Here is a 22,417-nt window from a genome sequence, read left to right as displayed (position 1 = left end):
GAAATCCTTGGCGCATCGCATTCTCATCGTCGACGACGAGGGCCACATCCGCGAGGTGATCCGCGTCGCCCTGAAGAAGGCCGGCATGGACGTGATCGAGGCCCGCGACGGCAAGGAGGCGCTCACCCGCTTTGCCGGCGACAGGCCCGACCTGATCGTGCTCGATATCGGCATGCCCGAGTTCGACGGCCTCGACGTCTGCCGCGAGGTGCGCAAGAGCTCGGACGTGCCGATCCTGTTCCTGTCGGCGCGCGACGAGGAAATCGACCGCATCCTCGGCCTCGAGATCGGCGGCGACGACTACGTGACGAAGCCGTTCAGCCCGCGCGAGCTGGTGGCGCGGGTCAACGTCATCCTGCGCCGGCTCAGCCCGCGCAACGGCGAGGCCAAGGCCGGTCCGGCCGCGCTGGTGCAGGGCGGCCTGCTGATCGATCCGGAGCAGCATGTGGCGTCCTTTGCCGGCACGCCGCTGAAGCTGACCGCGATCGAGTTCGGCATCCTGCGCGCGTTCCTGACCCGGCCGACCTCGGTGTTCAACCGCGAGCAGCTGATGCGTGCGGCGTATCAGCTCAACATCCAGGTCTCCGACCGCACCATCGACAGCCACATCCGCAACATCCGCGCCAAGCTCGCGGCGCAAGATTGCGAGAACGCGATCGAGACGATCCACGGCGTCGGCTTCAAGCTCGGCCGCTGCGAGAAAGAGGCATGACCGCGGCGCCCGACAAATGGCGACCGTCGCTCACCCTCGTGATCTTCACGGTGCTGGCGACCGTCGGCGTGCTGCCGTTGGTTGGCCTGTTCTTCTTCCGCCTCTACGACAACCAGCTGATCCGCCAGACCCAGGCCGAGCTGATCGCGCAGAGCCGCGTGCTGGCGACGATCTATGCGCAGGAGGTCACGGTACGGCTCGACAGTGGCCTGACGCTCGGCGCGGAGGTGCCGCCGAACGTGCTGCCAGATCCCGGCGACCAGGTCACCCCGATCCGCCCTGCGCTCGACCTCACCGCCGATGATCTGTTGCGGCGACGGCCGGATGCGCTCCCCGCGTCACAGCCGGCGCAAGCAGCCTATGTCGAGATCGGCGCAAAGCTGACGCCGATCATCCGCGAGACCCAGAAGGTGACGCTGGCCGGCTTTCGCATCCTCGATCCGCAGGGCGTGGTGATCGCCGGCCGCTACGAGGTCGGGCAATCCCTCGCTCATATCGAGGAGGTCGCGGATGCGCTGCACGGCCAATACCGCGCCACCTTGCGCAACCGCGTCCCGGACCGGCCGCCACCGCCGATCTATTCCTTCAGCCGCGGCCTCGGCGTGCACGTGTTCTCGGCGATGCCCGTCATCGTCAACAACCGCGTGGCGGGGGTGATCTACACCACGCGGACGCCGAGCAACATCTTTGACCATCTCTATCAGGAGCGGGCCAAGTTCGTGCTGGCCGGGCTCGCCGTGATCCTCGGCACCATCGCGATCGGCCTGGTGTTCTCGCGCACCATCACGCTGCCGATGCGCGAGCTGATCGATCGCGCCGCCCGGATCGGCCGCGGCGATCGTGAGGCGTTCCAGCCGCTCCGGCATTACGGCACCCGCGAGTTCGCCCAGCTCTCGCACAGCTTCCTCGGTATGGCCGAGCAGCTGGCGCGGCGCTCGGACTATATCGCCACGTTCTCGGCCCATCTCACCCACGAGCTGAAATCGCCGCTGACCTCGATCAAGGGCGCGGCCGAGCTGCTGCAGGATTCGGTTCAGGGCAAGGCCGGCAGCCTGACGCCGGCCGAGCAGAACACCTTCATCGCCAACATCCTGTCCGACACAAAGCGGCTGGAAGCAATGGCGCAGCGGCTGCGCGAGCTCGCCCGCGCCGAGAGCCTGCCGCGGAACGAGCGCACCGAGCTGGCAGCCGTGATCGCCGACCTCAAAAGCCGGTTTCCGGCAAGCTCTATCGAGACCAGCGGCAGCCTCGACCGTGCTATCGGCATGTCCTCGGAGAAGGCGCTGATCGTGCTATCGCATCTCACTGATAACGCGATGCGGCACAAGGCTGGGACGATCAGGCTGGAGGCGGTCGACGAGCGCACGACCCTGCTTTTGACCGTGAGCAATGACGGTGAGCCGATTTCGGCGCCGAACCGCGACAGGATCTTTGATGCATTCTTCACCACCCGCCGCGACCAGGGCGGGACCGGAATGGGGCTGGCGATCGCGCGCGCGGTGATGGCGAGCCATGGCGGCTCGATCAGGCTCAAGCCGACCGACGAGGGCGTGGCCTTCGAGCTCCAGTTTCCGGTAGCCTAGATCGCAAACACCCAGGCGGCGACGATGGTGCCGATGGTGACGAGACCGGCGATGGTCCAGCCGGCGGCATATTCCAGCTCAGGATGACCGGTCGCCCGCATGATCTCTGCCGGATCGGCGGTATGCTTCTCTGCCATGACAGCCTCGCACATGACTTCTCCGCGTCATAGATAAGTCGTTGGGGGCGCCAAAAGGTTCCGTCACGGACATGCGAGGAATGACGCAGCTTGGTTTGTTCGCCGATCCGCAGGAAGGCCCGGCGGGTCTTCGCCACACCGACAATTTTATCGAAGCCGCCGCCGAGCAGGAGCTGATCGGCCGCATCGCAGCATTGCCGCTGCAGCGCTTCCAGTTCGGCGCCTTCGAGGGCAACCGCCGGGTGGCCTCATTCGGCTACCGCTACGACTACACGCTGCAGCAGCTCGCTGAGGCCGAGCCGATCCCGGACTGGGTGCTGCCTGTCGCCCGCCGCGCGGAGGCTTGGGCGGGCCTGCCCGAGGGCAGCGTGCGGCAGGTGCTGTGCACGGAGTATGACGCCGGCGTCGGGATCGGCTGGCATCGCGACAAGCCGCATTTCGACAAGGTCCTCGGCCTGTCGCTGGGTTCGGCTTGCAAATTCCGCTTCCGCCGCCGCAGCGGCGACAAATGGCAGCGCCACACGCTCGAGGCCCTGCCGCGGTCGCTCTACATGATGGACGGCGAGGCGCGGTCGGAATGGGAGCACAGCATCCCGCCGGTCGAGGCACGCCGCTATTCCATCACCTTCCGGACGATGAAGCGGCCGTGACAGGCAGCTCCAGGCAAAATCTGCGAAAACAACCCCATGCACAGTAGCAAGCCTGATCCGGCATGACGCGGGGTCAGGCCGCGCAAACATCTGACACATCGGTGCAAAAACAGCCGGGCCGCGCAAACCATCGCGCGGCTGACATCTTGCCTTCCGAATCGCCTGTCAGGAATTGAGCCCCGCTGCAGGCGCCGCGAAATCGCCTCAAGACGAGCTAACTAATAAGGCGAATTGAAAAGACAGGCCCGATCAGCGACCCATGATAGGGCGCGCAAGGCCCGTACCCATCATGAAGAATTATCTCGCATTTTTCCTTCTCCTGACCGTCACGACCGCCTCCGCGCATGGCCCGCTGCCGGCGCGGCTGACCGCCCCCTCCGATCTCGTCCTGGCAGGCCTCACCGATTCCGACACGGCCGCCGGCGGCACCGCGCGGCTGTGCGAGCAGGTCACCTTCTCGCGCGGCCTGCGCTATGGCGAGAGCGAAGCCAACGTGCTCGATGTCGCCGCCAGCGCGACCAAGGCGACGACGCCGCGACCGGTGCTGGTGTTCGTGGCCGGCGACACTTTCACCGGCGACCGCGGAGCTCCGGACCTGTCGCGCGAGATGCAGGACCAGGCCATGTGCTTTGCCGCGCGCAACGACATGATCGGGGTGCGCGTCAGCTACCGCTTGGCGCCCTCGGCGATCTGGCCGGCCGGCGCGGCCGATGTGGCGGCGGCGCTGTCCTGGGTCCACGGCAATATCGATCTGTTCAACGGCGATCCCCGCGAGATCGTCGCGGTCGGTTACGGCGCCGGCGCGTTCCATGTCGCGACCCTCCTGGCCCATCCCGAGCTCCAGACCGATCGCGCCGAGGTCGCCGCCGTGGTGCTGGTCTCCGGGATTTACCGCGCCGGCAAGGACGCCAGCGACAGCGTCAAGGCCTATCTCGGCACCGACGCCGCCCAGTATGACAAGCGGTCGATCTATCCCGGCATCCTCAATGTCGACGTGCCAATCGTGCTGGCCTGGGCCACGGACGATGCTGCCGGCGTGGTGGCGCAGGGCGAGACGCTGAAGAAGACGCTGTGCGGCGCCGGCCATTGCCCGCGCGCCACGCTGCTGCGCAGCCGTGACGGCATCGCGAGCGCCTTCGGGCTCGATGGCTCGGGCGACAGCCTCGCCGAGCCGACCCTGCTGCTGGTGCATCAGCTGGAGGCGCGAGGGCTGCCGTAGTGGAGCATTGCGGGCACAGCTGTCTCAGCGTCCCCATTGCTGCACCCCTACAGGCTACAAACCCAATCTGGACGATCAGTCCATCACCGTCATCCTGGATGATGGTGATGCAGAAGGCACGTCAATACGCTTGCCGTTTTCGATCCTGCCGACAAGAAGCGGTAGCGCAGCCACACGCTTTCGGGCGCACGCTGTACAAGGGCATCCAGGAAGGCCTTGGCGATCTGAATCGTCACGTCCTCGCGACAACATCATGCGCCAGGCGGCTGCGCTGAGGAATTATCGCCACACCGTTGCGCTGCCCAATATCAGGATGAATAGCTCGCCGGACAGCTATCTGCCGATCAGGCAGATGCGGCTGGTCCAGTTCGACGGCCGCTCCTGGCAACCGTTCGGCGCGGTGATCGAGACCGCGTTCACGGAAGGCGCCTCAAGCTCGGAACTCCGCGCGCGTGGCGCCTACGATGTTACCCATACCGATTTTGCAGTTGTCTCTCGCCGCGCGTTTGCATCTAGTCCTAGATGGTGCGAGGGAAACGGCTCGCGGCGGAGCAGAAGCGATATGGAACATGATGCGAAATAACGAAGCAGATTCCATCAAATGTTAAGTTCGCCTTTTCGCTGCGCGCGGAGCGAACAAGGTGGCGCACGCGCCGCCGCGGGTGGGCTACAGTAATGAGTTCCAGCGGAACGGGTAACCGACTTCTGGCTGCGCTGCCACCCGCGGATTTCCATCTACTGGCGCCTGAGTTGGAGACGGTCGTGCTCGGCCAGGACGCAGTCCTCTCGCAAGCGGGTGACCGGATCGAGTATGTCTTCTTCCCTCATAGCGGCGCCATCTCACTGATGGCTGACATGGCGGACGGACGGACGGTTGCCACCGCCATGGTCGGGCGCGAAGGCGCGGTGGGTAGTCTTTCGGTGCTGGGGCCGTCTCCTTCGGCCATGACCACCATCGTCCGTGCTGCCGGCATCGCCGCGCGAGTCCCTGCATCGCGATTTTACGCCGCTTTCAGCCGCAGTCCCGCAATCCGGCACGCGATCCAGATTCACATCAGGGCGATACTGGTGCAGCTTCAGCTCGGGTCGGCCTGCAATGCGCTGCATCCGGTCGAAGTCCGTATGGCCCGCTGGCTGCTCCAGGTTCGCGACCGCATCGACGATAACGTCCTGCCGCTCACTCAACAGGCGCTGTCGCAAATACTTGGTGTGCGACGAACGACAGTGACGCTCTTGATGCGCAAACTGCGCGCGTCTGGAGCGATCAAGTCCGATCGACGAGGCCATATCGAGATCGATCCAACCCGGCTCGCCGCGGCAGCGTGCGAATGCCACGAGAATATCTGTCTCGAAGTCGAGGATATCTTCTCGACGAAACCGCCCCGATCTCACACCATGGCTGCGCAAGACGATCGGCGGATGTCAGGAGATGAATCGGGCGATACCGCGTGAGCCTTGCCGCGCCAGCCTTGCCGCGCCAGCCCCAAAAAGATTCGCCGGCGCGACGCCGGTGCTGCAATCAACGCCGCTTCCAAAGCGCGATGAGATTTGGTTGAATCGTCGTCGCGCTTCAGGTTGTTGCTTGCGCATGATTCCTTCCGGAAAACCGCTTCGCAGTTTTCCGGATCATGCTTTAGACCCAATCAGGTTCGCTTCGTCCGATCCAGGCTCTGTCCGCATTGGGATTGCGCCTCGAGCCTCGCAAGCTCGCGCAGCACCTTCGCCACCTCTCTTAATTCGTTGCGCGCAGGGCCCGGCTTGAGCCGTCGTGCTTCGTCAAGAAAATCCCTGGCCTGCATCAGCCAGCTGGACGCCTCAATATAGTTTTGCGTGTGCGCCATGGTGTCCCTCCATCGCAATCAGTGATGATCTGCTTGGACATCAACCATTCCACGAGGCCGCGCTGTGATGCCACGACCGCTCGGCTCATGGACCCAGGCCTCCGGCGCGAACCAGGCGTGATCGGATTGGCAGATCGGGCAGCGGGTGCGCGCGAAGAACACAACGCTGCGCCGAAAGCTCTCGCGATCTGTCCTGATACCGGTGGGGATCGCCCGGCCGGTCTGCGGGCATCTGACCATAACCATACCCATATGAGCCTCCCATAATTTGGCTTTTGCTGGTTTTCGAAGCAAACGCCGCCGGTTGGAATGCGCCTCTTGAGGTGCGATTACTTGGGGGCATCGTGCACCTGCCCGTTTGTTGACCGAGCATGGGACGCATGCTCGTGGCGGGGCTTATTCCAACCGACAGTTCCCTCTTGGACGAACCTGGAGTGCCGCTTTTTAGCCTGCCTTCTGAAGGGCCTTGGCAAAGTGCTTCTTGATCGGCTCGCTCGTCTCCATCGTCAGCTTCTCAGCAAGCTTCCACAATTCCCTGTTCTGGGCGGATGCAGCGTCGAAGACCTTGCGCGATTGCGCCGCCGTCAAGGTGACAACATCAGTCGCCGATTTGCTGCCCAGAAGATCGGCGAAGAAATCCATCGTTGCGGCCGTATTTGCGTTCGAGATCTCCAACAGCTTGAGCCCGTAGTCTGTCGCGCTCCTCGCATTGTTTGAGTATGTCTCACGGAACGTGTCCGCCATCTCTTCCGTTGCGATCTTGATCCGCTCGCAGCCTTGCTTTGCGCGGACGACGCTCTGCTCTGCGAGTTCGCCGATCACAGCAGGCACCTCGATCTTCGGGAACCCGAACAACGGCGTCGCAAAACCATTCGCTCCATTTGGCGCGACCTTCACTTCACTTTCACTCACGGCACCAACTCCCTCTTAAACGAAACCATTCCCGTTCAAACGAAACTATTTCTCGCGACGCTGCATTGCGTCACGAGAGCGCGTGGAGGCGAGGATTTGTCCCGCCTCGGTGTTCGATCAGTTGTCTGTTGAGCATCCAGCCCGGACACGAGTATGCGCGACGAAATTGCGACGTGTCCGTTCGATTTGCGACTCTCGCCAAAAATTTTCTCGCGCGTGTCAACACACACAATAGTCATATCTACAGGAATGATGCGTCTGTGGACGGGCAGACCGCGAACGGTTTTTGATCGACGAGCAGATGGGCATCGGTGGCGCTGCCGGTCTAAACTCTTGCGCCCAAGCTCTTGCAGCCAAGCTCTTGCAGCCAAGCTCTTGCACCCAAGACGGAGCGAGCCATGACCGAGACCCTTCGCATCACGCGCATTGTCGTGCGGCCCGTGATCGTGCCGATGAACCTGGCACTGCAGACCAGCACCGGTGCGATCGACAAGGCACCACTGGTGCTGATCGACTGTGAGACCGACCAGGGCGTGCGGGGGCACGCCTATCTGTTCTCGATCACCCCCTCAGCATTGAAGCCGCTGACAGCGATGGTCACGGCAATGTCGGAGCTGCTCACCGGCGACGAGCTGCTGCCGTTCGAAATCGAGCGCAAGCTGACCCAGCGCTTCACCCTGCTCGGGCTCGCCGGCCTGCAACGGCTGGCGCAATCCGGCATCGACATGGCGGTGTGGGATGCGCTGGCCCGCACACGCGGCCTGCCGCTGGCGCGCCTGCTCGGCGGCGCACCGAAGCCGGTGCGCGCGTACAATTCGAAGGGGCTCGGCATCATGCCGGCGGGCGCCGCCGTGGACGAGGCGCACAAGCTGCTGGCCGAAGGTTTTCACGCCGCAAAGATCCGCGTCGGGCGGCCCGACGCGCGGGACGATCTCGCCGTGGTGCGGGCGGTGCGGGACGCCGTCGGCGACGACGTCACCCTGATGTGCGACTACAACCAGGCACTGACCGTGACCGAAGCGATCCGCCGCGGCGAGATGCTCGACGACGAGGGCCTGACCTGGATCGAGGAGCCGATCCGGCACGACGACTATGCGGGCTGCGCCCGCATTGCAGACGCACTGCGCACGCCGGTCCAGATCGGCGAGAATTTTGACAGCGCCTTTTCGATGCAGGCGGCCCTCGCCGCCGAGGCCTGCGACTACGTGATGCCTGATGTCCAGCGCATCGGCGGCGTCACTGGCTGGTTGCGCGCGGCCGCGCTCGCGCATGCCGCCGGCATCGAGATGTCGACGCACCTGTTCTCGGAGGTCAGCGCGCATCTGCTGTGCGTGACGCCATCAGCGCATTGGCTGGAATATGTCGACTGGGCCGATGCCGTGCTGGCGAGCCGGTTGGAGATCAAGGACGGCTTTGCCTTGCCGGGCGAAGAGCCGGGGAATGGAATCGCATGGGACGAGGCGGCGGTCAAAAAATATCTCGTCGCATGAGGCCGCCTGTCGCGACGTCGATCACCGATCGGAGGCCTATGACCGAACAGCAGCAATCATACTCAGCTCGACCGGAGCCCCTCGCGGCAACTCGGCGACGCCGACGGACGTACGCGTGTGACGACCGCGATCGCCGAGGCGATCAATCAGCCGGTCAGAGGCACCGTTCATGACTTGTGACTGCTGAGTAAATCCAGGCGCCGAGGCGATGTATCCCACGAGTTGAAGGACCTGGACGATCCTGTCCTCTCCGCCCATTGCGTGGTCGATGGCCGAGATGCAGAGATCAGCGCAGAGGGCAGCAGCCTCTTGCGCGGCCGCGATGTCCACATCCGCACCGACTTTGCCCGCGTACAGCAGGTCTTCGCCGCGGCGCGGCAACTGACCGCTGACATACGCGATTCCACCATGGATGATCACCGGCAGATAGTTGCCGCCGGGCTTGTTCACGCTGCTCATCTCGCTGGCTTCCTTTCACGTCCGGCGAAGCGACAGATTTCGGCGAACGCCACAAAATTGGATCTCACCACTCGTTGCCGTGGTGGACGGCCGGACAATGGCAGGCGGCGAGTCACGGATCAAGGCTGCGAAGCTTTGCACATCATCGACCGCGCACCGTCCGGGCAAGCGGCGCGAGGGAGACCGCCCTATCGCACCGCCGCGTTCAGATCCATCGTCTCAAGCAGGCTGTTCTGGCGCCAGTCGATGAAAGCGTCCTTGAGGCGGCTGATCTCACTGGCACGCTCGGGCACACCCCAGAGATTGTGCTGCTCGAACGGATCGGTCTCCAGATCAAAGAGCTGGCCGTCCTCGGCGCCGTGAATGAACACGACCTTCCACCTGTCGTCGCGCACCATGGTGATCAGCCGCGCGCCGGTCATGGCGACGTCGCCGGCCTGCTCGGAGAATACGATATCGCGGCCGGACCACGCCTCGCCCTTCAAGGCTGGCAGCAGGCTGCGCGCCTGGAACGGCTTTGGATGCTGCGCGCCGGCAAGATCGAGAATGGTGGGCGCAAGATCGAACAGCTGGCACTTCTCGCGGATGCGGCAGCCGGGCGAAAACAGGTTCGGCGACCAGAACAGCAGCGGGATGCGGGTGACCGGCTCGTACATCGACCACTTCTGGCTGAGGCCGTGCTCGCCGAGATTGTCGCCGTGGTCCGACATGAAGATGACGACGCAATTGTCGAGATAACCCTTGTCCTCCAGCGTTTGCAGCAGACGGCCGATCTGCTCGTCGATCATGGTGACGTTGGCATAATAATGCGCGCGCAGGCGGCGCATCTCCTCGTGCGTCGGCGCCAGCTTCCACGACACCGCATCGTGGTCGACCTCGGTGTCGTGGCGGCGCTTCTCCTTGAGATACGCCGGCAGGCCCTCGATCTCGGCCTCGGTCGGCTGCGGCACCGGAAGGTCGTTGCGGGCGAGATAGTGCTCCAGATATTCCGGCAGGGGATCATAGGGCGGATGCGGGCCGGGCAGGCCGATCTGCATGAACAGCGCATCCGGCTTGGGGCGCGTTTCCAGCCACCACATCGCGGTTTCCGCAACGAAGATGTCGGGGTGCAGCGATTTCGGCATCTCCCAGGTGAAGGCGCCCATGCGGTCGCCATAGTCGGGTAGGCTGCGATAGCCGGCGCGCGATGGCTTTGTCAGCTTGTGCAAGGCGAAGGCCTTGTCGAGCTCGTCGGCGAACCAGCGCCCTTCGAAGAAGCGATCCTTGTTCTCGACCACGAAGCGCTCGTGGAAGCCGGCCTTGGCGTCATAGGGGATGGTGTGCATCTTGCCGACATTGACGCAGTGATAGCCGGCTTCCGCCAGATTGCCGACCCAGGTCTTCTGCCAGTGCTGCCCGTTCTTCAGCACGCCCGAGGCGTGCGGATAGAGCCCGGAGAACAGTGCGGCGCGCGAGGGCACGCAGCTCGGCGCGTTGATGAAGCAATTGTCGAAATAGACGCCCTCACGCACCAGCCGGTCGAGATTCGGCGTCTTCATGTAGGGATGGCCCGTCGCCGCGAGCGTGTCGAAGCGTTGCTGGTCGGTCATGACCAGGATGATGTGGGGCTTTGTCACGATTGATTTGTCCTGCGGGGGATTGCTCGGCAGAAAATATGTCTGACATAATATTTCTTGTCAAACCGGCCTTGATTTGATTATCTGCGGCTTGAGGCCGTACGTCGCAGATCTCTTCGTCGACACTTACAATAAATCAGACATTTTATTCCACAAGACCGGAATCAACGTGGCAAAATCTCGCAGCAAGGACAGCCCTCAGTCGATCGCCCGCGAAGTGGCGCGGCTGATCCTGACCGGCGTCTGGCGCGAGGGCACGACGCTGCCCCGCGAGATCGAGCTGGCGTCCCGCTTCGATGTCAGCCGCGCCTCCCTTCGCGAGGCGTTGTCACTGCTCAAGGCCAAGGGACTGATCGCCTCGAAGCAGAAGGCCGGCACGCATGTGCGGGCGCGGTTCGACTGGAACATGCTCGACGAGGAACTGCTGAACTGGACGCTATCGGCACTGCCGACGCAGGAGTTCGCCAAGCAGATCATGGAGGTCCGCCGGATCGTCGAGCCCGAGGCCTGCGCGATCTGCGCAGAGCGCGGCACCGACGAGGATTTTGCCCGGATCGAGCGCGCCTATCGCGGCATGGACGCGGCCGGCATGGACCGCGTCGCCTATGCCGAGCCGGACTTGCAGTTTCACCGCGGAATCCTGATCGCCACGGGGAACGATTTCCTGATCGCCTTCGGTGCGACCGTGGCTGCGGCGCTGCGCATGTCGTTCAACCTGTCGAGCACCAATCCGGGCGCGCCGCGCAAGAGCCTGCCCTATCACCGCTCGGTGCTCGACGAGATCTGGGCGCGTAATCCCGACGGAGCGCGCCAGGCCATGCACAAGCTGATGGATCTGACCGAACAGAATATCGTCACCGCCATGTCGCGCCAGAAGAAGAAGGACGTCGAGGACGAGAACGCCCGCACCAGACGGGCGCGTTGAAACCGGCAGACAAAAAGTGAGGGAGGTAACAATGAAGACTGCACCGCGCGTGAGCTCGATCACGAGGCGCAAGCTGCTCAAGGCCAGCGCCGCCACCGCCGCGCTCGCCGCATTCCCGGCGCCGCTGATCGCACAAACCAAGCCGTTTGCCGGCGTCACGCTGCACGGTGCCTCGTTCCAGCACCGCTTCTTCACGCTGCTGCAGAAATACATCCCCGAGTTCGAGGACAAGACCGGCATGAAGGTCGACCTCCAGCTCTCGGCCCTGCCCGTCTACAACCAGCAGGCCAATCTCGAACTGTCCTCGGGCGGCTCGGCCTATGATTTCGTCAATGTCACCTTCACGCTTGCGACCCGCTGGATCGCGGCAGGCCTGCTCGCCAATCTCGACGAGTTCACTGGCGATGCCAATTTGACGCCGGCCGACTGGAATCCAAACGACTTCGTCGACGGCGCGCAGATGCCCTATCGCGACGCCAAGGGCGCGACCTACGGCTATTCCTGGGAAGGCGGCGCCATGCTGATGGGGCTGTCGCGCATGGACCTGATGGAGAAGAAGGGGCTGAAGATCCCAAAGACCTTCGCCGAGCTCCAGCAGGTCTGCGCCGAGATCAACGGCACCGATGGCGTCAGCGGCATCGTGTCGTGGTTCCTCCACAACTGGAATCTGCCGCCCTACATTCAGGGCTTTGGCGGCAACATCTTCAGGAATCCGCCCGGCGATGTCATGCCGGCGCTGAATACGCCCGAGGCGATCCAGGGCATCGAGTTCTATGCGAACCTCCTCAAGAGCGCGCCGAAGGGCGTCTTGACCTACACCGAAGACCAGGCGCGGCAGGCGATGCTGACCGGCCGCGCCAACATCTTCATCCATTCCAGCGCCTGGGTGACGCCGATCCTGCTCTCCGACGAAAGCAAGGTGAAGGACACCTCGCGCGTGGTGCGCTCGCCAGCCGGTCCCGTGCATGACTATCCGGCCTCGAACAGCCAGGGACTCGGCATTCCCAAGAACGCCAAGAACCAGAAGGCGGCGTGGGAATTCATCAAATGGGCGCTGTCGCCCGAGATCTCGATGCGGCTCGTGAAGGAGCATGGCCACTCCTCGGTGTGCCGGCGCTCGATCATCACCAGTGAGGCCTATCGCAAGCTCAACACCGTGAACGGCCAGGACCTCGGCGCGCTCTATCTCGAGGTGCTGGAGCTGCCGGGCAAGGGCGAGAACTACATGGCTTACCGCACGTCGAAGGAATTCCCCATCGTCGGCGACGTCCTCAACAAGGCGTTCGAGCAGGTCGCCACGGGCCAGCTGCCGGCCAAGGATGCGATGAACGCAGCGCAAGATCAGGCCATCGCCGCACTCCGCCGCGCCGGGACAAAACTTTGAGCGAGAGCGGAATTGACGGTGAGCGCAAGAGGTTCATCGCCTTTGCGCTCACCCCGAGCCTGATCGTGCTGTTCGCGGTCGCCGTGCTGCCGGCGATCTATCTCGTCGTGACCAGCCTGACGCCGTTCCAGCTGACGATTCCGGGCTCGGCCACCGATTTCAGCGAGCCGTTCCGCAACTATGGCCTGCTGCCCGGCGACCCCCGCTTCGTCAACTCGCTTGCCGTGCAAGCCAAGCTCTCGGTCTGGAGCGTGCTGTTCCAGGTGCTGCTGGGCATGCTGCTCGCGCTGCTCCTGAACGTGCCGTCGCGCTTCGTCGAGTTTGCCCGCACCTTCTTCCTGATCCCGATGGTGCTGCCGCCGATCGTGGTCGCGGTGATCTGGAAGCTGATCTACGCACCCGACATCAGCCCGCTCTATTACGCCGCGCAAGCGCTGCATGTCACGCTGCCGGCGCTGACCTCCAACGTCGATTTCGCGCTGACCTCGATCATCATCGCCGACACCTGGGAATGGCTGCCGTTCACCTTCCTGATGGTGCTGGCGGCGCTGCAGACGATTCCCGACGAATATTCGGAAGCTGCCCTCGTCGACGGCGCGAGCAAGCTGCAGATCTTCTGGTACGTCACCCTGCCCTTCATCACGCCGATCCTGGTAATATCAGGCATGTTCCGCCTGATCGACAGTGTGAAGGCGTTCCCGCTGATCTTCCTCCTGACCGGCGGCGGCCCGGGCACGGTTACCGAGGTCACCAACTATTATGCCTATCTGCTCGCCTTCGACACCAACGAGATTGGCTATTCCAGCGCGGTCACCGTGGTGATGCTGCTGCTGGTCTGCGGCATCAGCCTGGGCCTGGTCTGGATGGGCCGGCGCCGAGAGGCGCTGGCATGAGCGAATCGTCCCTGCGCAAGGCGACGCCCGGCCGGCTGATCGCGATCACGGTGACGCTGCTGATCCTGCTGTCGCCGTTCCTGTGGCTGCTGCAGATGAGCTTCAAGACCAACGACCAGATCCTGCAATTCCCGCCGCCTTTGATCTTCACGCCGACGCTGGAGAATTACATCTCGCTCTGGCACAGCGCGTTCTCGGCCTCCTTCGTCAACAGCCTCTTGAGCGCCTCGCTTTCGACCGCGCTGGCGCTGCTGCTCGGAGTCCCCGCCGCCTACGCGCTGTCGCGCTGGGCCGGCCGCGGCAAGCACGGCCTCTCCTTCGCCATCCTGGTGACGCGCATGGCGCCGCCGATCGCGTTCACGATTCCCTTCTTCCTGTTCTATCGCTGGATCGGCCTGCTCGACACCATCACGGGCCTCGTGCTGGTCTACACCAGTTTCAACCTGCCGCTGGTGATCTGGATGATGCAGCCGTTCTTCGACACGATTCCCGTCTCGCTGGAGGAGGCGGCGCTCGTCGACGGCGCGCGGACGCGCACGGTGTTCACACGAATCGTGCTGCCGATGGTGACGCCCGGCATCGCCGCGACCGCGATCCTGTGCTTCCTCTACGCCTGGAACGACTTCTTCTTCGCGCTGATCCTGACCCGCACCAACGCGCGCACCGCACCGGTCGCCGTCGTCAACTTCATGAACTACGAGGGCTGGGAATGGGGCAAGATCGCCGCCGGCGGCTCGCTGGTGATGGCACCGGTCTTGATCTTCTCGCTCGCGGTGCGGCGCTATCTCGTCTCGGGGCTCACCGCCGGCGCGGTCAAGGGCTGAAGGGCGCGGGGTAATCGAGCCGGCCGTCACGTAGGATATGCGCGGCCGGATTCATTTTGGCCTCGTCGACCTGCCCGGGGCCAAGAATGTGAAACACCGTCTCGCCGGCGGCGAGCAGATAATCGGTGATGATCCGGCGGTGGCAGCGCCACCACAACGTCTCCGCACACATGATGGCGCATCGCCTGGCCCGCCCGAGTTCGCGCAAATGCGCGAGACCCTCGTGAAAGGCTGCGCCCATGGCGTGGTCGGCGTAGTTGTGAAAGCTGTCGTTCTGCCAGAAGGCGTTGGTCTCGCGCGGCACCTCGCGCTTGCGGCTGCGCAGGCCTCCGAGCGAGGCGATGTGCTCATAGCCGATCGAAACGGCCGCAAGCGATTGTGGCAGTGTCTCGCGATTGTACTGCGGATTGGTGCGCGAGCGGGGTACCGTGCGGACATCGGCGACGAAGGTGACGGAGCTGGTTCGCAACAGCGCGACGAATTCCTCGATCGAGCGTGTGGCATGGCCGATCGTAAAGAAGGGATGAGCCATGGGACGCCTCGTCAGCTCATCTTGCGCCGATCAGCTCTTGAGCCGCCGCAGCGCCTTGCCCTTATGGAGGGCGACGTGATCGGTCTTGTCGCTCTTGATCTCGTATTGCGGATCGTCCGGAGAGGCGTGGTGGGTATGGCCCTTGTAATCGACGTCTTTGGTGTGGACGCGGAGGATGTGGCCGCGCACGCGACCGACCTCGGAATTCCAGCTGACGTGATCGCCGCGGTGGAAGGGTTTGGGCATGGCGGAACAATGCCGGAGTGTGGAGGCGTGTTCCAAGTTGCTCCAGTCCGTCTTCGCTCTGCGAGCTACGCCGGACACGCTTCGCGTTAGGATTGGTTGGAACGTGGCTTGCCTAGCCGAAGCTCGCGACGGCAGCCCGCCTGCGCCCTTTGGGCTCCGTCGTGGCATCCTTCACTCGCTTCGCGAGCGAAGGATGGTGGGCACGACAGGGATCGAACCTGTGACCCCTACCATGTCAAGGTAGTGCTCTCCCGCTGAGCTACGTGCCCTAAAAGTCCATTTACGTCGGGTCGGGTCCCTATAACGGCTCAAGGGAGCGTGCGCAAGGACCGAGCGGGCCGATTTAGGCCGCCAGCATCTTGTTCACTTCGCTGACCAATTCGCGCAGATGCACGGGCTTGGACAGCACCTTGGCGTTTTTGGGCGCGTCCGAATCCGAGTTCAGGGCGACCGCCGCAAAGCCGGTGATGAACATGATCTTGATGTCGGGGTCGAGTTCCGAGGCCCTTCGGGCGAGCTCGATGCCGTCCATTTCCGGCATCACGATGTCGGTCAGCAGCATCTCGAATGGCTCTTCGCGGAGCCGCTGATAGGCGGCCATGCCGTTGTCATGGGACGAGACCTGAAAACCGGCGTTTTCCAGGGCCTTGACCAGGAAACGGCGCATGTCGTTGTCGTCTTCGGCGAGCAGGATCTTTGGCATGGCAGGAAACGTCGAATCCCCAGAGGATATCAGCAGAGGTCACTAAGCCCGACAGAGGGTAAATTTGGGGTGAAAATCTTTACCCTCGCGGCGCGCGCTGCCCGGCTCCTTGTGAACCCGAACGCGTTGTGAATCAATCGAGCCAGTCGCATCGATCCCACCTCGATGTCCGCACGGTTAAGGCATGTTCCAGCACGGATCGCATCTTTTCACTTGGCAGAATGGTTGCGATTCCGGACAATGACGACACATAAGAGCCGCTCGACCGGCCGAATCATTCGATCCGGACCCATCCGGATGCCGCGGCGCCAAGGGGGCGAAGCCTGAGCCTAAGGGACGAAGCCTGAGAAGATGACCCGGTTTGACGGCGAGGTGTCGCCAGCCTTCGAGATCGTGGAGCCCGCCGAGTGGCGCGCGCCAATCATCTTCAACTCGCCCCATTCCGGCTCGACCTATCCGGACGAATTTTTGAGCGCCTCGCGGATCGACCTGCCGACGCTGCGGCGCTCCGAAGATTCCTTCATGGACGAGCTGATCGGCCATCTCAGCGAGCGCGGCTTTCCGACCGTGCGGGTCAACTTTCCCCGCTCCTATGTCGACGTCAACCGCGAGCCCTATGAGCTCGATCCGCGCATGTTCACCGGGCGCCTGCCGAGCTTTGCCAACACCCGTTCGATGCGGGTCGCCGGCGGCCTCGGCACCATTCCGCGCGTGGTCGGCGACGGCCAGGAGATCTACCGCGACCGCATCCTGGTCGACGATGCGCTGGCGCGGATCGAGACGCTGTACAAGCCGTATCATCGCGCGCTGCGCCGGCTGATCAACAAGGTGCACCAGATGTTCGGCACCGTGGTGCTGGTCGACTGCCACTCGATGCCGTCGGTCGGCGTCAGCAGGGACGAGCCGCGCCGGCCTGACGTCGTGATCGGCGACCGCTATGGCACCAGTTGCACGCCGCTGCTGCCTGACCGGGTCGAGGAGACCCTCGCCGGGCTCGGCTATTCGATCGGCCGCAACAAGCCCTATGCCGGCGGCTTCATCACCGAACACTACGGCAACCCGGCAAGCGGACTGCACGCCGTGCAGCTCGAGCTCAACCGCGCAATCTACATGGACGAACGGCGGCGCGAGCGCGGCCCGCGCTTTGCGCAGGTGGCAAACGACTTTGGCGTGCTTGCCGATGTGCTGGCCACCACGGTCCCGTTCGGCGATCTCGGCCCGTTCCAGGCCGCCGCGGAATAGGCGAGAGCTTTTTCTTAAGACGATCGCGCGACCAGCGATTGGCGCGCACGCGTTTTCGCTTCGCTGTTTGCGCGCGCCGAAATGAAAGCTGAGGCTGAAAGAAAAAAGGGCCGCTTCTGATGAAGAAGCGGCCCAAGTCTAGGGAGGAAACGCCCAAGGAGGGCAGCGGTAACGCCAAGCGCTACCGCACCGCAACAATATGCGGCCGCGCCGCACAAAGTGCAAGGGCTTTTGAGCTGTTTCCCATGCAATATGCACATGGCTCAATTGCTTTAAGAGAAACCTAGATTCAGTTTCTTTGATAAGGAAATTCAATGGGTTGATAGTCATTTGCATACGAACAAGGCATCTTCGGAACTAAGTTTTCAACTCGGTGATCGATTTTTGGCCGCCCTATGGCCCGGATGTGGCAAGCCGGCGTCCGGATCCAAAATACCAGGGCGCAAATCAAGACAGCGCTGCACCCGCGCGTCGATTTGAGCTAGCTAGAAGCGAGCTTCACCTGACTTTCGCTTTGAGGATACGCCGTGACGGTGATCGACTTCTCCGCCTTCATCGAACGGCTCGCCACCGCATCCGGCGAAACCATCCTGCCGCTCTTCCGCACCTCGCTGTCGATCGACGACAAGGGCAAGGCCAGGGATTTCGACCCCGTGACGGAGGCCGACCGCGCCGCGGAAGCGGTGATGCGACGGCTGATCAAGGCCAGCTTCCCCCAGCACGGTATCGTCGGCGAAGAATTCGGCAACGAGCGCGAGGACGCCGAGTATGTCTGGGTGCTCGATCCTATCGACGGCACGAAATCCTTCATTGGCGGCTTTCCGATCTGGGGCACGCTGATCGCGCTCTTGCACAAGGGCACGCCGGTCTACGGCATGATGCACCAGCCCTTCATCGGCGAACGCTTCTCCGGCGACAACGGCTCGGCCAAGTACAAGGGTCCCTCCGGCGCGCGCCGGCTCCAGGTCCGCCGCTGCGCCTCGCTATCGCAGGCGACGACCTACACCACCTCTCCGCTGCTGATGAACGAGCGCGACCGCGCCATCTTCGGCAAGATCGAGCAGGGAGCGCGGCTGTCGCGCTATGGCGGCGACTGCTACTCCTATTGCATGCTGGCGGCCGGCCATGTCGACCTCGTGGTCGAGACCGAGCTGAAGCCCTACGATATTGCGGCCCTGATCCCGATCGTGACCGGTGCCGGCGGCGTCGTCACCACCTGGGAAGGCAAGCCGGCGCAGGGCGGCGGCCGCATCATTGCCGCCGGCGATGCGCGGGTTCACGAAGAAGCCTTGAGGCTTCTGAACCAATAACGCGAGCAGGAGGCTTGCATGACCATCTCACGCAGGCTGCTCGTTGAATTTCTCATGAGTTTGTTCCTGCTGCTGCCATCAGTGGCGTCGGCGCAGAATTTTCCCGCAAAACCGATCAAGCTGATCGTGCCGTTTCCGGCCGGCGGCCCCAACGACATCATCGCCCGCGTGATCGGCCAGCGCATGTCGGAGCTATCAGGACAGCCGGTGCTGATCGACAATCGCGGCGGTCAGGGCGGCGTGCTCGGCACCGATGCGGTCGCGAAGGCCGTGCCCGACGGCTACACCATCGCGATCTCCTCAGCCGGCGCGCTCGCGATCAGCCCGAGCATGGAAAAGGTCGCCTACGACACATTGAGTGACCTCACACCGGTGACGCTGATCGCGACCGTACCGGAAATGCTGGTCGTCGCCACCAACGTGCAAGCCAAGGACATCGCCGAGCTGATCGCGCTCGCCAAGGCGCAGCCGGGAAAACTCAACTTCGCTTCCTCCGGCCCCGGCAGCCTGCCGCATCTTGCCGGAGAATTGTTCAAGCTGACTGCCAGGATTGACATCGTCCACGTGCCCTATCGCGGCGCCGCGCCTGCGGTGAACGATCTCCTCGGCCAGCAGGTGCAGATGACGTTCCTCGATCTCCCGGTGCTGCTGCCGCAGGTCAAGGCCGGCGCGCTGCGTCCCATCGCGATCGGCTCGGCCGAGCGCGCACCGACCGCGCCTGACGTGCCGACCACGAAGGAGGCGGGCTTTCCCGATCTGCGGATCGAGAACTGGTACGGCATGGTCGCGCCAAAGGGCACGCCCAAGGAGATTGTCGCCGCGCTGCATGGCCTCGCGACCAAAGCGATGGAGGATCCGGCGGTGAAGGAAAAGCTTGGCCAGCAAGGCGCAACGCTGATCGGCGACGAGCCGGAACATTTCCGCCAGTTCATCGCGGATGAGACCAGGAAGTGGGCCAAGGTGATCAAGGACGCCGGCGTGGAGACGGCGAAGTAGCTCTCTTTCTTACCCTCCCCTGGAGGGGGAGGGTCGATCGCGCGCAGCGCGAGCGGGGTGGGGTGATCTCTCCACTCGGGCAGCGTTGGACGCGGAGAGACCGTCACCCCAATCTCGCTTTGCTCGATCGCGTGCCGACCCTCCCCCTCCAGGGGAGGGTAAGAATCCCCTCACATCGCCGCCGCGCGCAAATGCTCCACCAGCATCTTGGCCGGCCTTGGCAGTGTCTTGAAGCTGCGCGCGCAGATCACGAGCTTGCGGTTGGCGAACGCGTCGCGCAGGCGGACCATGGCGAGCGGCATCAGCTTGGCGCAGCGGCGGGCGGCGGATTCCGGCACCAGGGCGACGCCGACATCGGCCGAGACCAGCTGGCAGATCGCATCGAAGTCGCGCAGGCGCGCGCGGAAATGCGGGCGCATGCCGAGCCGCGCGGCGTGCTTTGCGATGTGCATCTGGAGCGCGGTGGCGCTGGTCAGGCCGACGAACTCGCAAGCATTCGCCTCCTGGAAATCGATCTGGCGGCGGCCGGCGAACGGGCCGCGCCGCGACGTCACCAGCGTCAAACGGTCCTCGCTGAACGGGAAGCGCTCGATATGATCGGGCAGCGCGTGCTCGGCGGCGAAGCCGAGATCGGCGGCCCCCGCGGTGATGGCAGCGGCGATGTCGGTGCTCTCGCGCTCCTCGATGTCGATGGCGACGTCGCGGTGCTCGCGCAGGAAACCGGCCAGCGCCTTCGGCAGATGCTCCGACAGCCCCGACGTGTTGGCGAGGAAGTGCACGCTGGCGCGCACGCCGCTGGCAAAGCCGGCGAGATCGCCGCGCATGGCATCGATCTGATGGATCACGACCCGCGCATGGTCGAGCAGGCTCTCGCCGGCGGCAGTCAACTCGACGCCGCGGCGCCCGCGCTTGAGCAGCGCGACGCCGAGCGCATCCTCGAGCCCTTTTATGCGCGCACTGGCGGAGGCCAAGGCCAGATGCGAACGCTCGGCACCGCGGGTGATGCTGCGCTGGTCGGCGACAGCAATGAAGAGCTGGAGATCGACGAGGTCGAAGCGCATGGCAAGTTTCTCCTCAGCCTTCGCTTCCAACGAAGGCTGTCTCCGTAACCTCGAGATTGTGCCGGGACGCAGCTTCAGTCAATGTGCGCGGTATGGTCGACCCGCTTCTCGTTGTCATCGCCGCCGTCTTCCTGATCGCCGGATTCGTCAAAGGCGTGGTCGGGCTCGGCCTGCCGACCGTCTCGATGGGCCTGCTCGCGGTGAGCATGGCGCCCAGCCGGGCGATCGCCATCGTGATCGTGCCGGCCATCGTCACCAATATCTGGCAGACCTTCGTCGGCCCCCATTTGCGCGACATTCTCAGGCGGCTATGGCCGCTGATGATCGGCACCGTAGTCGGATGCTGGCTCAACGCCGGCGCGCTGACCGGCCCCCATGCGCGCTACGGCACCGTGGTGCTCGGCACCCTCCTGGTGATCTACGCCATCATCGGTCTCAGCAAGTTCAAATTCCACGTCGCACCGCAGAACGAGAAATGGGTCGGCGGCGTGGTCGGCCTCATCACCGGCGTGATCTCGGCCTCAACGGGCGTGCAGGTGATCCCGTCGATGCCGTTCATGCAGGCGATCGGCATGGAGAAGGACGAGCTGGTGCAGGCGCTCGGCGTGTTCTTCACGACGGCGACGCTGGCGCTCGCCTTCAACCTGACCGCCGGCGGATTGCTGACGCCGGCCAATGCCGTGCCGGGCGCCGTCGCGATGGCCATGGCCTTTGCCGGCATGTACGTGGGACAGTCGGTGCGGGCGCGGATGCCGGCGGAGGCGTTTCGCCGCTGGTTTTTGATCGCGATGATTTTGCTCGGCCTTTATCTGGCTGGCAGCGCGCTGGCGAAGGAATTTGTGTAACGAAAGCTACCGCGTCTCCAGCATGGCGACGCGGATGCCGAGATAGATGAAGAGGCCGCCGAGCGCGCGGTTGACCCAGGCGATCGCGCCTTCGGAGCTCCGCAGGCGGTGCGCGGCCCTGGCCGCGAACGCCGCCAGCACCAGGCACCATAACGTCCCCGTGAAGATGAAGATCAGGCCGAGCGTCAGGAAGGCGAGCGGCTTGTGCGGCGCGCCGGCCGCGACGAATTGCGGCAGGAAGGCCAGGAAGAACAGCGCGACCTTGGGATTGAGCGCATTGGTGAAGACGCCCTGGAGGAAAACTCCCCGCAGCGAGCTCTGCACCGGCGCGTCGATGGCCGCGGCCAGCACCGGGCGAGACCACAGCATCTGAAGTCCGGTGACGATGAGATAGGCCGCGCCGACCAGCTTCAGAATCGAGAACGCGGTCGACGAGGCCATCAGCAGGGCCGACAGGCCGATCGCCGCGCCTGCGACATGGAAAAGGCAGCCGCAGCTGATGCCCAGTGCAGCGGCGGCGCCGCCGCGCCAGCCCATCTGCATGCTGCGGCCGATCACATAGACCGTATCAGGCCCCGGCGTGATGTTGAGCAGCACGCCCGCCAGGACGAAGAGCCAGATCTCGTGAATGCCCAGCATATGAGGTGCCCTGCCGCCCGACTGCCTGCCGCAAAGGATTGGGCTTAGTCGGTTCGCCCGCCGGCGTCCACCGCCGGGATTGCGTCAAATTTACCTCGAATTTGCGATGCGGATCATACTTCCGCTCGGCCGCATCTGCTCTATAAAGGCACGGTTCTTGAAATGCGGGATTCGAGGCGACTGCCACGCCGTGGCCGG

Annotated in this window: 25 protein-coding genes, 1 tRNA gene and 1 pseudogene; 15 read left to right on the top strand and 12 right to left on the bottom strand. The window is 63.9% G+C overall.

Going from position 1 to position 22,417, the window contains the following annotated elements; genetic code table 11:
- The first annotated feature begins 7 nt into the window (after positions 1 to 7).
- Together JJB99_RS06040 and JJB99_RS06035 are read left to right on the top strand one after the other, a co-directional pair.
- Positions 8 to 712: a response regulator transcription factor gene (locus tag JJB99_RS06040; RefSeq protein ID WP_200497894.1), complete on the top strand. Its 705-nt coding sequence runs from the start codon at positions 8 to 10 to the stop codon at positions 710 to 712.
- Entirely contained in the window at positions 709 to 2,295 is a 1,587-nt protein-coding gene (locus tag JJB99_RS06035; protein WP_200497892.1) for an ATP-binding protein, read from the top strand. Before JJB99_RS06040 ends, JJB99_RS06035 begins: the two co-directional genes overlap by 4 nt.
- Here the strand turns inward: JJB99_RS06035 and JJB99_RS06030 are convergent.
- The gene (locus JJB99_RS06030) at positions 2,292 to 2,432 is read right to left on the bottom strand and encodes a hypothetical protein (RefSeq protein WP_007597071.1); all 141 of its coding nucleotides are present in this window, start codon (positions 2,430 to 2,432) and stop codon (positions 2,292 to 2,294) included. The genes JJB99_RS06035 and JJB99_RS06030 overlap by 4 nt on opposite strands.
- An 80-nt stretch (positions 2,433 to 2,512) precedes the next feature.
- Here JJB99_RS06030 and JJB99_RS06025 point away from each other — a divergent pair, with 80 nt between their 5' ends.
- From JJB99_RS06025 to JJB99_RS06010, 4 genes and pseudogenes are all read left to right on the top strand, one after another.
- A complete protein-coding gene (locus JJB99_RS06025; RefSeq protein WP_200497890.1) occupies positions 2,513 to 3,082 on the top strand; it encodes an alpha-ketoglutarate-dependent dioxygenase AlkB in 570 nt (189 codons plus the stop codon).
- A gap of 289 nt (positions 3,083 to 3,371) precedes the next feature.
- Positions 3,372 to 4,301, top strand: a complete 930-nt coding sequence (locus JJB99_RS06020) for an alpha/beta hydrolase family protein (RefSeq protein ID WP_200497888.1) — start codon at positions 3,372 to 3,374, stop codon at positions 4,299 to 4,301.
- A gap of 221 nt (positions 4,302 to 4,522) precedes the next feature.
- Positions 4,523 to 4,734: pseudogene (locus JJB99_RS06015) on the top strand (ABC transporter substrate-binding protein); the annotation flags it as partial.
- A 242-nt stretch (positions 4,735 to 4,976) separates the two neighbouring features.
- Positions 4,977 to 5,753: a Crp/Fnr family transcriptional regulator gene (locus JJB99_RS06010; protein WP_200497887.1), complete on the top strand. Its 777-nt coding sequence runs from the start codon at positions 4,977 to 4,979 to the stop codon at positions 5,751 to 5,753.
- Positions 5,754 to 5,944: 191 nt separating this feature from the next.
- On the opposite strand, the gene JJB99_RS06005 is transcribed toward JJB99_RS06010, so the two are convergent.
- The 3 genes from JJB99_RS06005 to JJB99_RS06000 all read right to left on the bottom strand — a co-directional run bounded on the left by JJB99_RS06005 (position 5,945) and on the right by JJB99_RS06000 (position 7,054).
- Complete coding sequence (locus JJB99_RS06005) at positions 5,945 to 6,142, bottom strand: hypothetical protein (protein WP_200497886.1); 198 nt, start codon at positions 6,140 to 6,142, stop codon at positions 5,945 to 5,947.
- An 18-nt stretch (positions 6,143 to 6,160) separates the two neighbouring features.
- Positions 6,161 to 6,394: a hypothetical protein gene (locus JJB99_RS36070; RefSeq protein WP_246775150.1), complete on the bottom strand. Its 234-nt coding sequence runs from the start codon at positions 6,392 to 6,394 to the stop codon at positions 6,161 to 6,163.
- A gap of 192 nt (positions 6,395 to 6,586) precedes the next feature.
- A complete protein-coding gene (locus JJB99_RS06000) occupies positions 6,587 to 7,054 on the bottom strand; it encodes a phasin family protein (RefSeq protein WP_246775149.1) in 468 nt (155 codons plus the stop codon).
- Between the two features lie 398 nt (positions 7,055 to 7,452).
- Between JJB99_RS06000 and JJB99_RS05995 the strand changes: the two genes are divergently transcribed.
- A complete protein-coding gene (locus tag JJB99_RS05995) occupies positions 7,453 to 8,544 on the top strand; it encodes an enolase C-terminal domain-like protein (protein WP_200497885.1) in 1,092 nt (363 codons plus the stop codon).
- 36 nt (positions 8,545 to 8,580) lie between these two features.
- On the opposite strand, the gene JJB99_RS05990 is transcribed toward JJB99_RS05995, so the two are convergent.
- Both JJB99_RS05990 and JJB99_RS05985 read right to left on the bottom strand, forming a co-directional pair.
- The gene (locus JJB99_RS05990; RefSeq protein ID WP_200497884.1) at positions 8,581 to 9,003 is read right to left on the bottom strand and encodes a RidA family protein; all 423 of its coding nucleotides are present in this window, start codon (positions 9,001 to 9,003) and stop codon (positions 8,581 to 8,583) included.
- Positions 9,004 to 9,191: 188 nt separating this feature from the next.
- Positions 9,192 to 10,619 carry a sulfatase family protein gene (locus JJB99_RS05985; RefSeq protein WP_200497883.1) on the bottom strand — a complete coding sequence of 476 codons (1,428 nt, stop codon included), beginning with the start codon at positions 10,617 to 10,619 and terminating at the stop codon, positions 9,192 to 9,194.
- A gap of 169 nt (positions 10,620 to 10,788) precedes the next feature.
- On the opposite strand from JJB99_RS05985, the gene JJB99_RS05980 reads away from it, so the two are divergent.
- The 4 genes from JJB99_RS05980 to JJB99_RS05965 are packed head-to-tail and all read left to right on the top strand — an operon-like array spanning position 10,789 to position 14,645.
- Positions 10,789 to 11,544, top strand: coding sequence for a FadR/GntR family transcriptional regulator (locus tag JJB99_RS05980; RefSeq protein ID WP_200497882.1), 756 nt, complete (start codon positions 10,789 to 10,791; stop codon positions 11,542 to 11,544).
- Positions 11,545 to 11,575: 31 nt separating this feature from the next.
- On the top strand, positions 11,576 to 12,928 hold the full coding sequence (locus JJB99_RS05975; protein ID WP_200500059.1) for an ABC transporter substrate-binding protein: 1,353 nt from the start codon (positions 11,576 to 11,578) through the stop codon (positions 12,926 to 12,928).
- A complete protein-coding gene (locus JJB99_RS05970; RefSeq protein ID WP_200497881.1) occupies positions 12,925 to 13,821 on the top strand; it encodes a carbohydrate ABC transporter permease in 897 nt (298 codons plus the stop codon). The genes JJB99_RS05975 and JJB99_RS05970 overlap by 4 nt, the downstream gene beginning before the upstream one ends.
- The gene (locus tag JJB99_RS05965) at positions 13,818 to 14,645 is read left to right on the top strand and encodes a carbohydrate ABC transporter permease (protein WP_200497880.1); all 828 of its coding nucleotides are present in this window, start codon (positions 13,818 to 13,820) and stop codon (positions 14,643 to 14,645) included. Before JJB99_RS05970 ends, JJB99_RS05965 begins: the two co-directional genes overlap by 4 nt.
- On the opposite strand, the gene JJB99_RS05960 is transcribed toward JJB99_RS05965, so the two are convergent.
- The 4 genes from JJB99_RS05960 to cpdR form a co-directional block, all read right to left on the bottom strand.
- Entirely contained in the window at positions 14,635 to 15,177 is a 543-nt protein-coding gene (locus JJB99_RS05960) for a DUF488 domain-containing protein (protein ID WP_200497878.1), read from the bottom strand. The two genes, JJB99_RS05965 and JJB99_RS05960, sit on opposite strands and share 11 nt — an antisense overlap.
- 30 nt (positions 15,178 to 15,207) lie before the next feature.
- Positions 15,208 to 15,423: a DUF2945 domain-containing protein gene (locus tag JJB99_RS05955; protein ID WP_200497877.1), complete on the bottom strand. Its 216-nt coding sequence runs from the start codon at positions 15,421 to 15,423 to the stop codon at positions 15,208 to 15,210.
- 194 nt (positions 15,424 to 15,617) lie between these two features.
- A tRNA-Val gene (locus tag JJB99_RS05950) sits at positions 15,618 to 15,692 on the bottom strand.
- A gap of 74 nt (positions 15,693 to 15,766) precedes the next feature.
- A complete protein-coding gene (gene cpdR, locus JJB99_RS05945) occupies positions 15,767 to 16,126 on the bottom strand; it encodes a cell cycle two-component system response regulator CpdR (RefSeq protein ID WP_007597092.1) in 360 nt (119 codons plus the stop codon).
- A 351-nt stretch (positions 16,127 to 16,477) separates the two neighbouring features.
- On the opposite strand from cpdR, the gene JJB99_RS05940 reads away from it, so the two are divergent.
- The 3 genes from JJB99_RS05940 to JJB99_RS05930 all read left to right on the top strand — a co-directional run bounded on the left by JJB99_RS05940 (position 16,478) and on the right by JJB99_RS05930 (position 19,674).
- Positions 16,478 to 17,368, top strand: coding sequence for an N-formylglutamate amidohydrolase (locus JJB99_RS05940; RefSeq protein ID WP_200497875.1), 891 nt, complete (start codon positions 16,478 to 16,480; stop codon positions 17,366 to 17,368).
- A gap of 527 nt (positions 17,369 to 17,895) precedes the next feature.
- A complete protein-coding gene (gene hisN / locus JJB99_RS05935; RefSeq protein WP_200497874.1) occupies positions 17,896 to 18,678 on the top strand; it encodes a histidinol-phosphatase in 783 nt (260 codons plus the stop codon).
- Positions 18,679 to 18,696: 18 nt separating this feature from the next.
- The gene (locus JJB99_RS05930) at positions 18,697 to 19,674 is read left to right on the top strand and encodes a Bug family tripartite tricarboxylate transporter substrate binding protein (RefSeq protein ID WP_200497872.1); all 978 of its coding nucleotides are present in this window, start codon (positions 18,697 to 18,699) and stop codon (positions 19,672 to 19,674) included.
- A gap of 170 nt (positions 19,675 to 19,844) precedes the next feature.
- Here JJB99_RS05930 and JJB99_RS05925 read toward each other — a convergent pair whose 3' ends face one another.
- Complete coding sequence (locus JJB99_RS05925) at positions 19,845 to 20,735, bottom strand: LysR substrate-binding domain-containing protein (RefSeq protein ID WP_200497871.1); 891 nt, start codon at positions 20,733 to 20,735, stop codon at positions 19,845 to 19,847.
- A 92-nt stretch (positions 20,736 to 20,827) separates the two neighbouring features.
- On the opposite strand from JJB99_RS05925, the gene JJB99_RS05920 reads away from it, so the two are divergent.
- Positions 20,828 to 21,580 (top strand): sulfite exporter TauE/SafE family protein, encoded by a 753-nt coding sequence (locus JJB99_RS05920; protein ID WP_200497869.1) that lies wholly within the window; start codon positions 20,828 to 20,830, stop codon positions 21,578 to 21,580.
- A 6-nt stretch (positions 21,581 to 21,586) separates the two neighbouring features.
- On the opposite strand, the gene JJB99_RS05915 is transcribed toward JJB99_RS05920, so the two are convergent.
- Entirely contained in the window at positions 21,587 to 22,219 is a 633-nt protein-coding gene (locus JJB99_RS05915) for a LysE family translocator (protein ID WP_200497868.1), read from the bottom strand.
- Between the last annotated feature and the right edge of the window lie 198 nt (positions 22,220 to 22,417).

The sequence above is a fragment of the Bradyrhizobium diazoefficiens genome (genome assembly GCF_016616235.1).
Classification (GTDB): domain Bacteria; phylum Pseudomonadota; class Alphaproteobacteria; order Rhizobiales; family Xanthobacteraceae; genus Bradyrhizobium; species Bradyrhizobium diazoefficiens_H.
The sequence above is the reverse complement of the archived record's forward strand: the minus strand, read 5'-3'. Positions and strand labels throughout refer to the sequence as shown.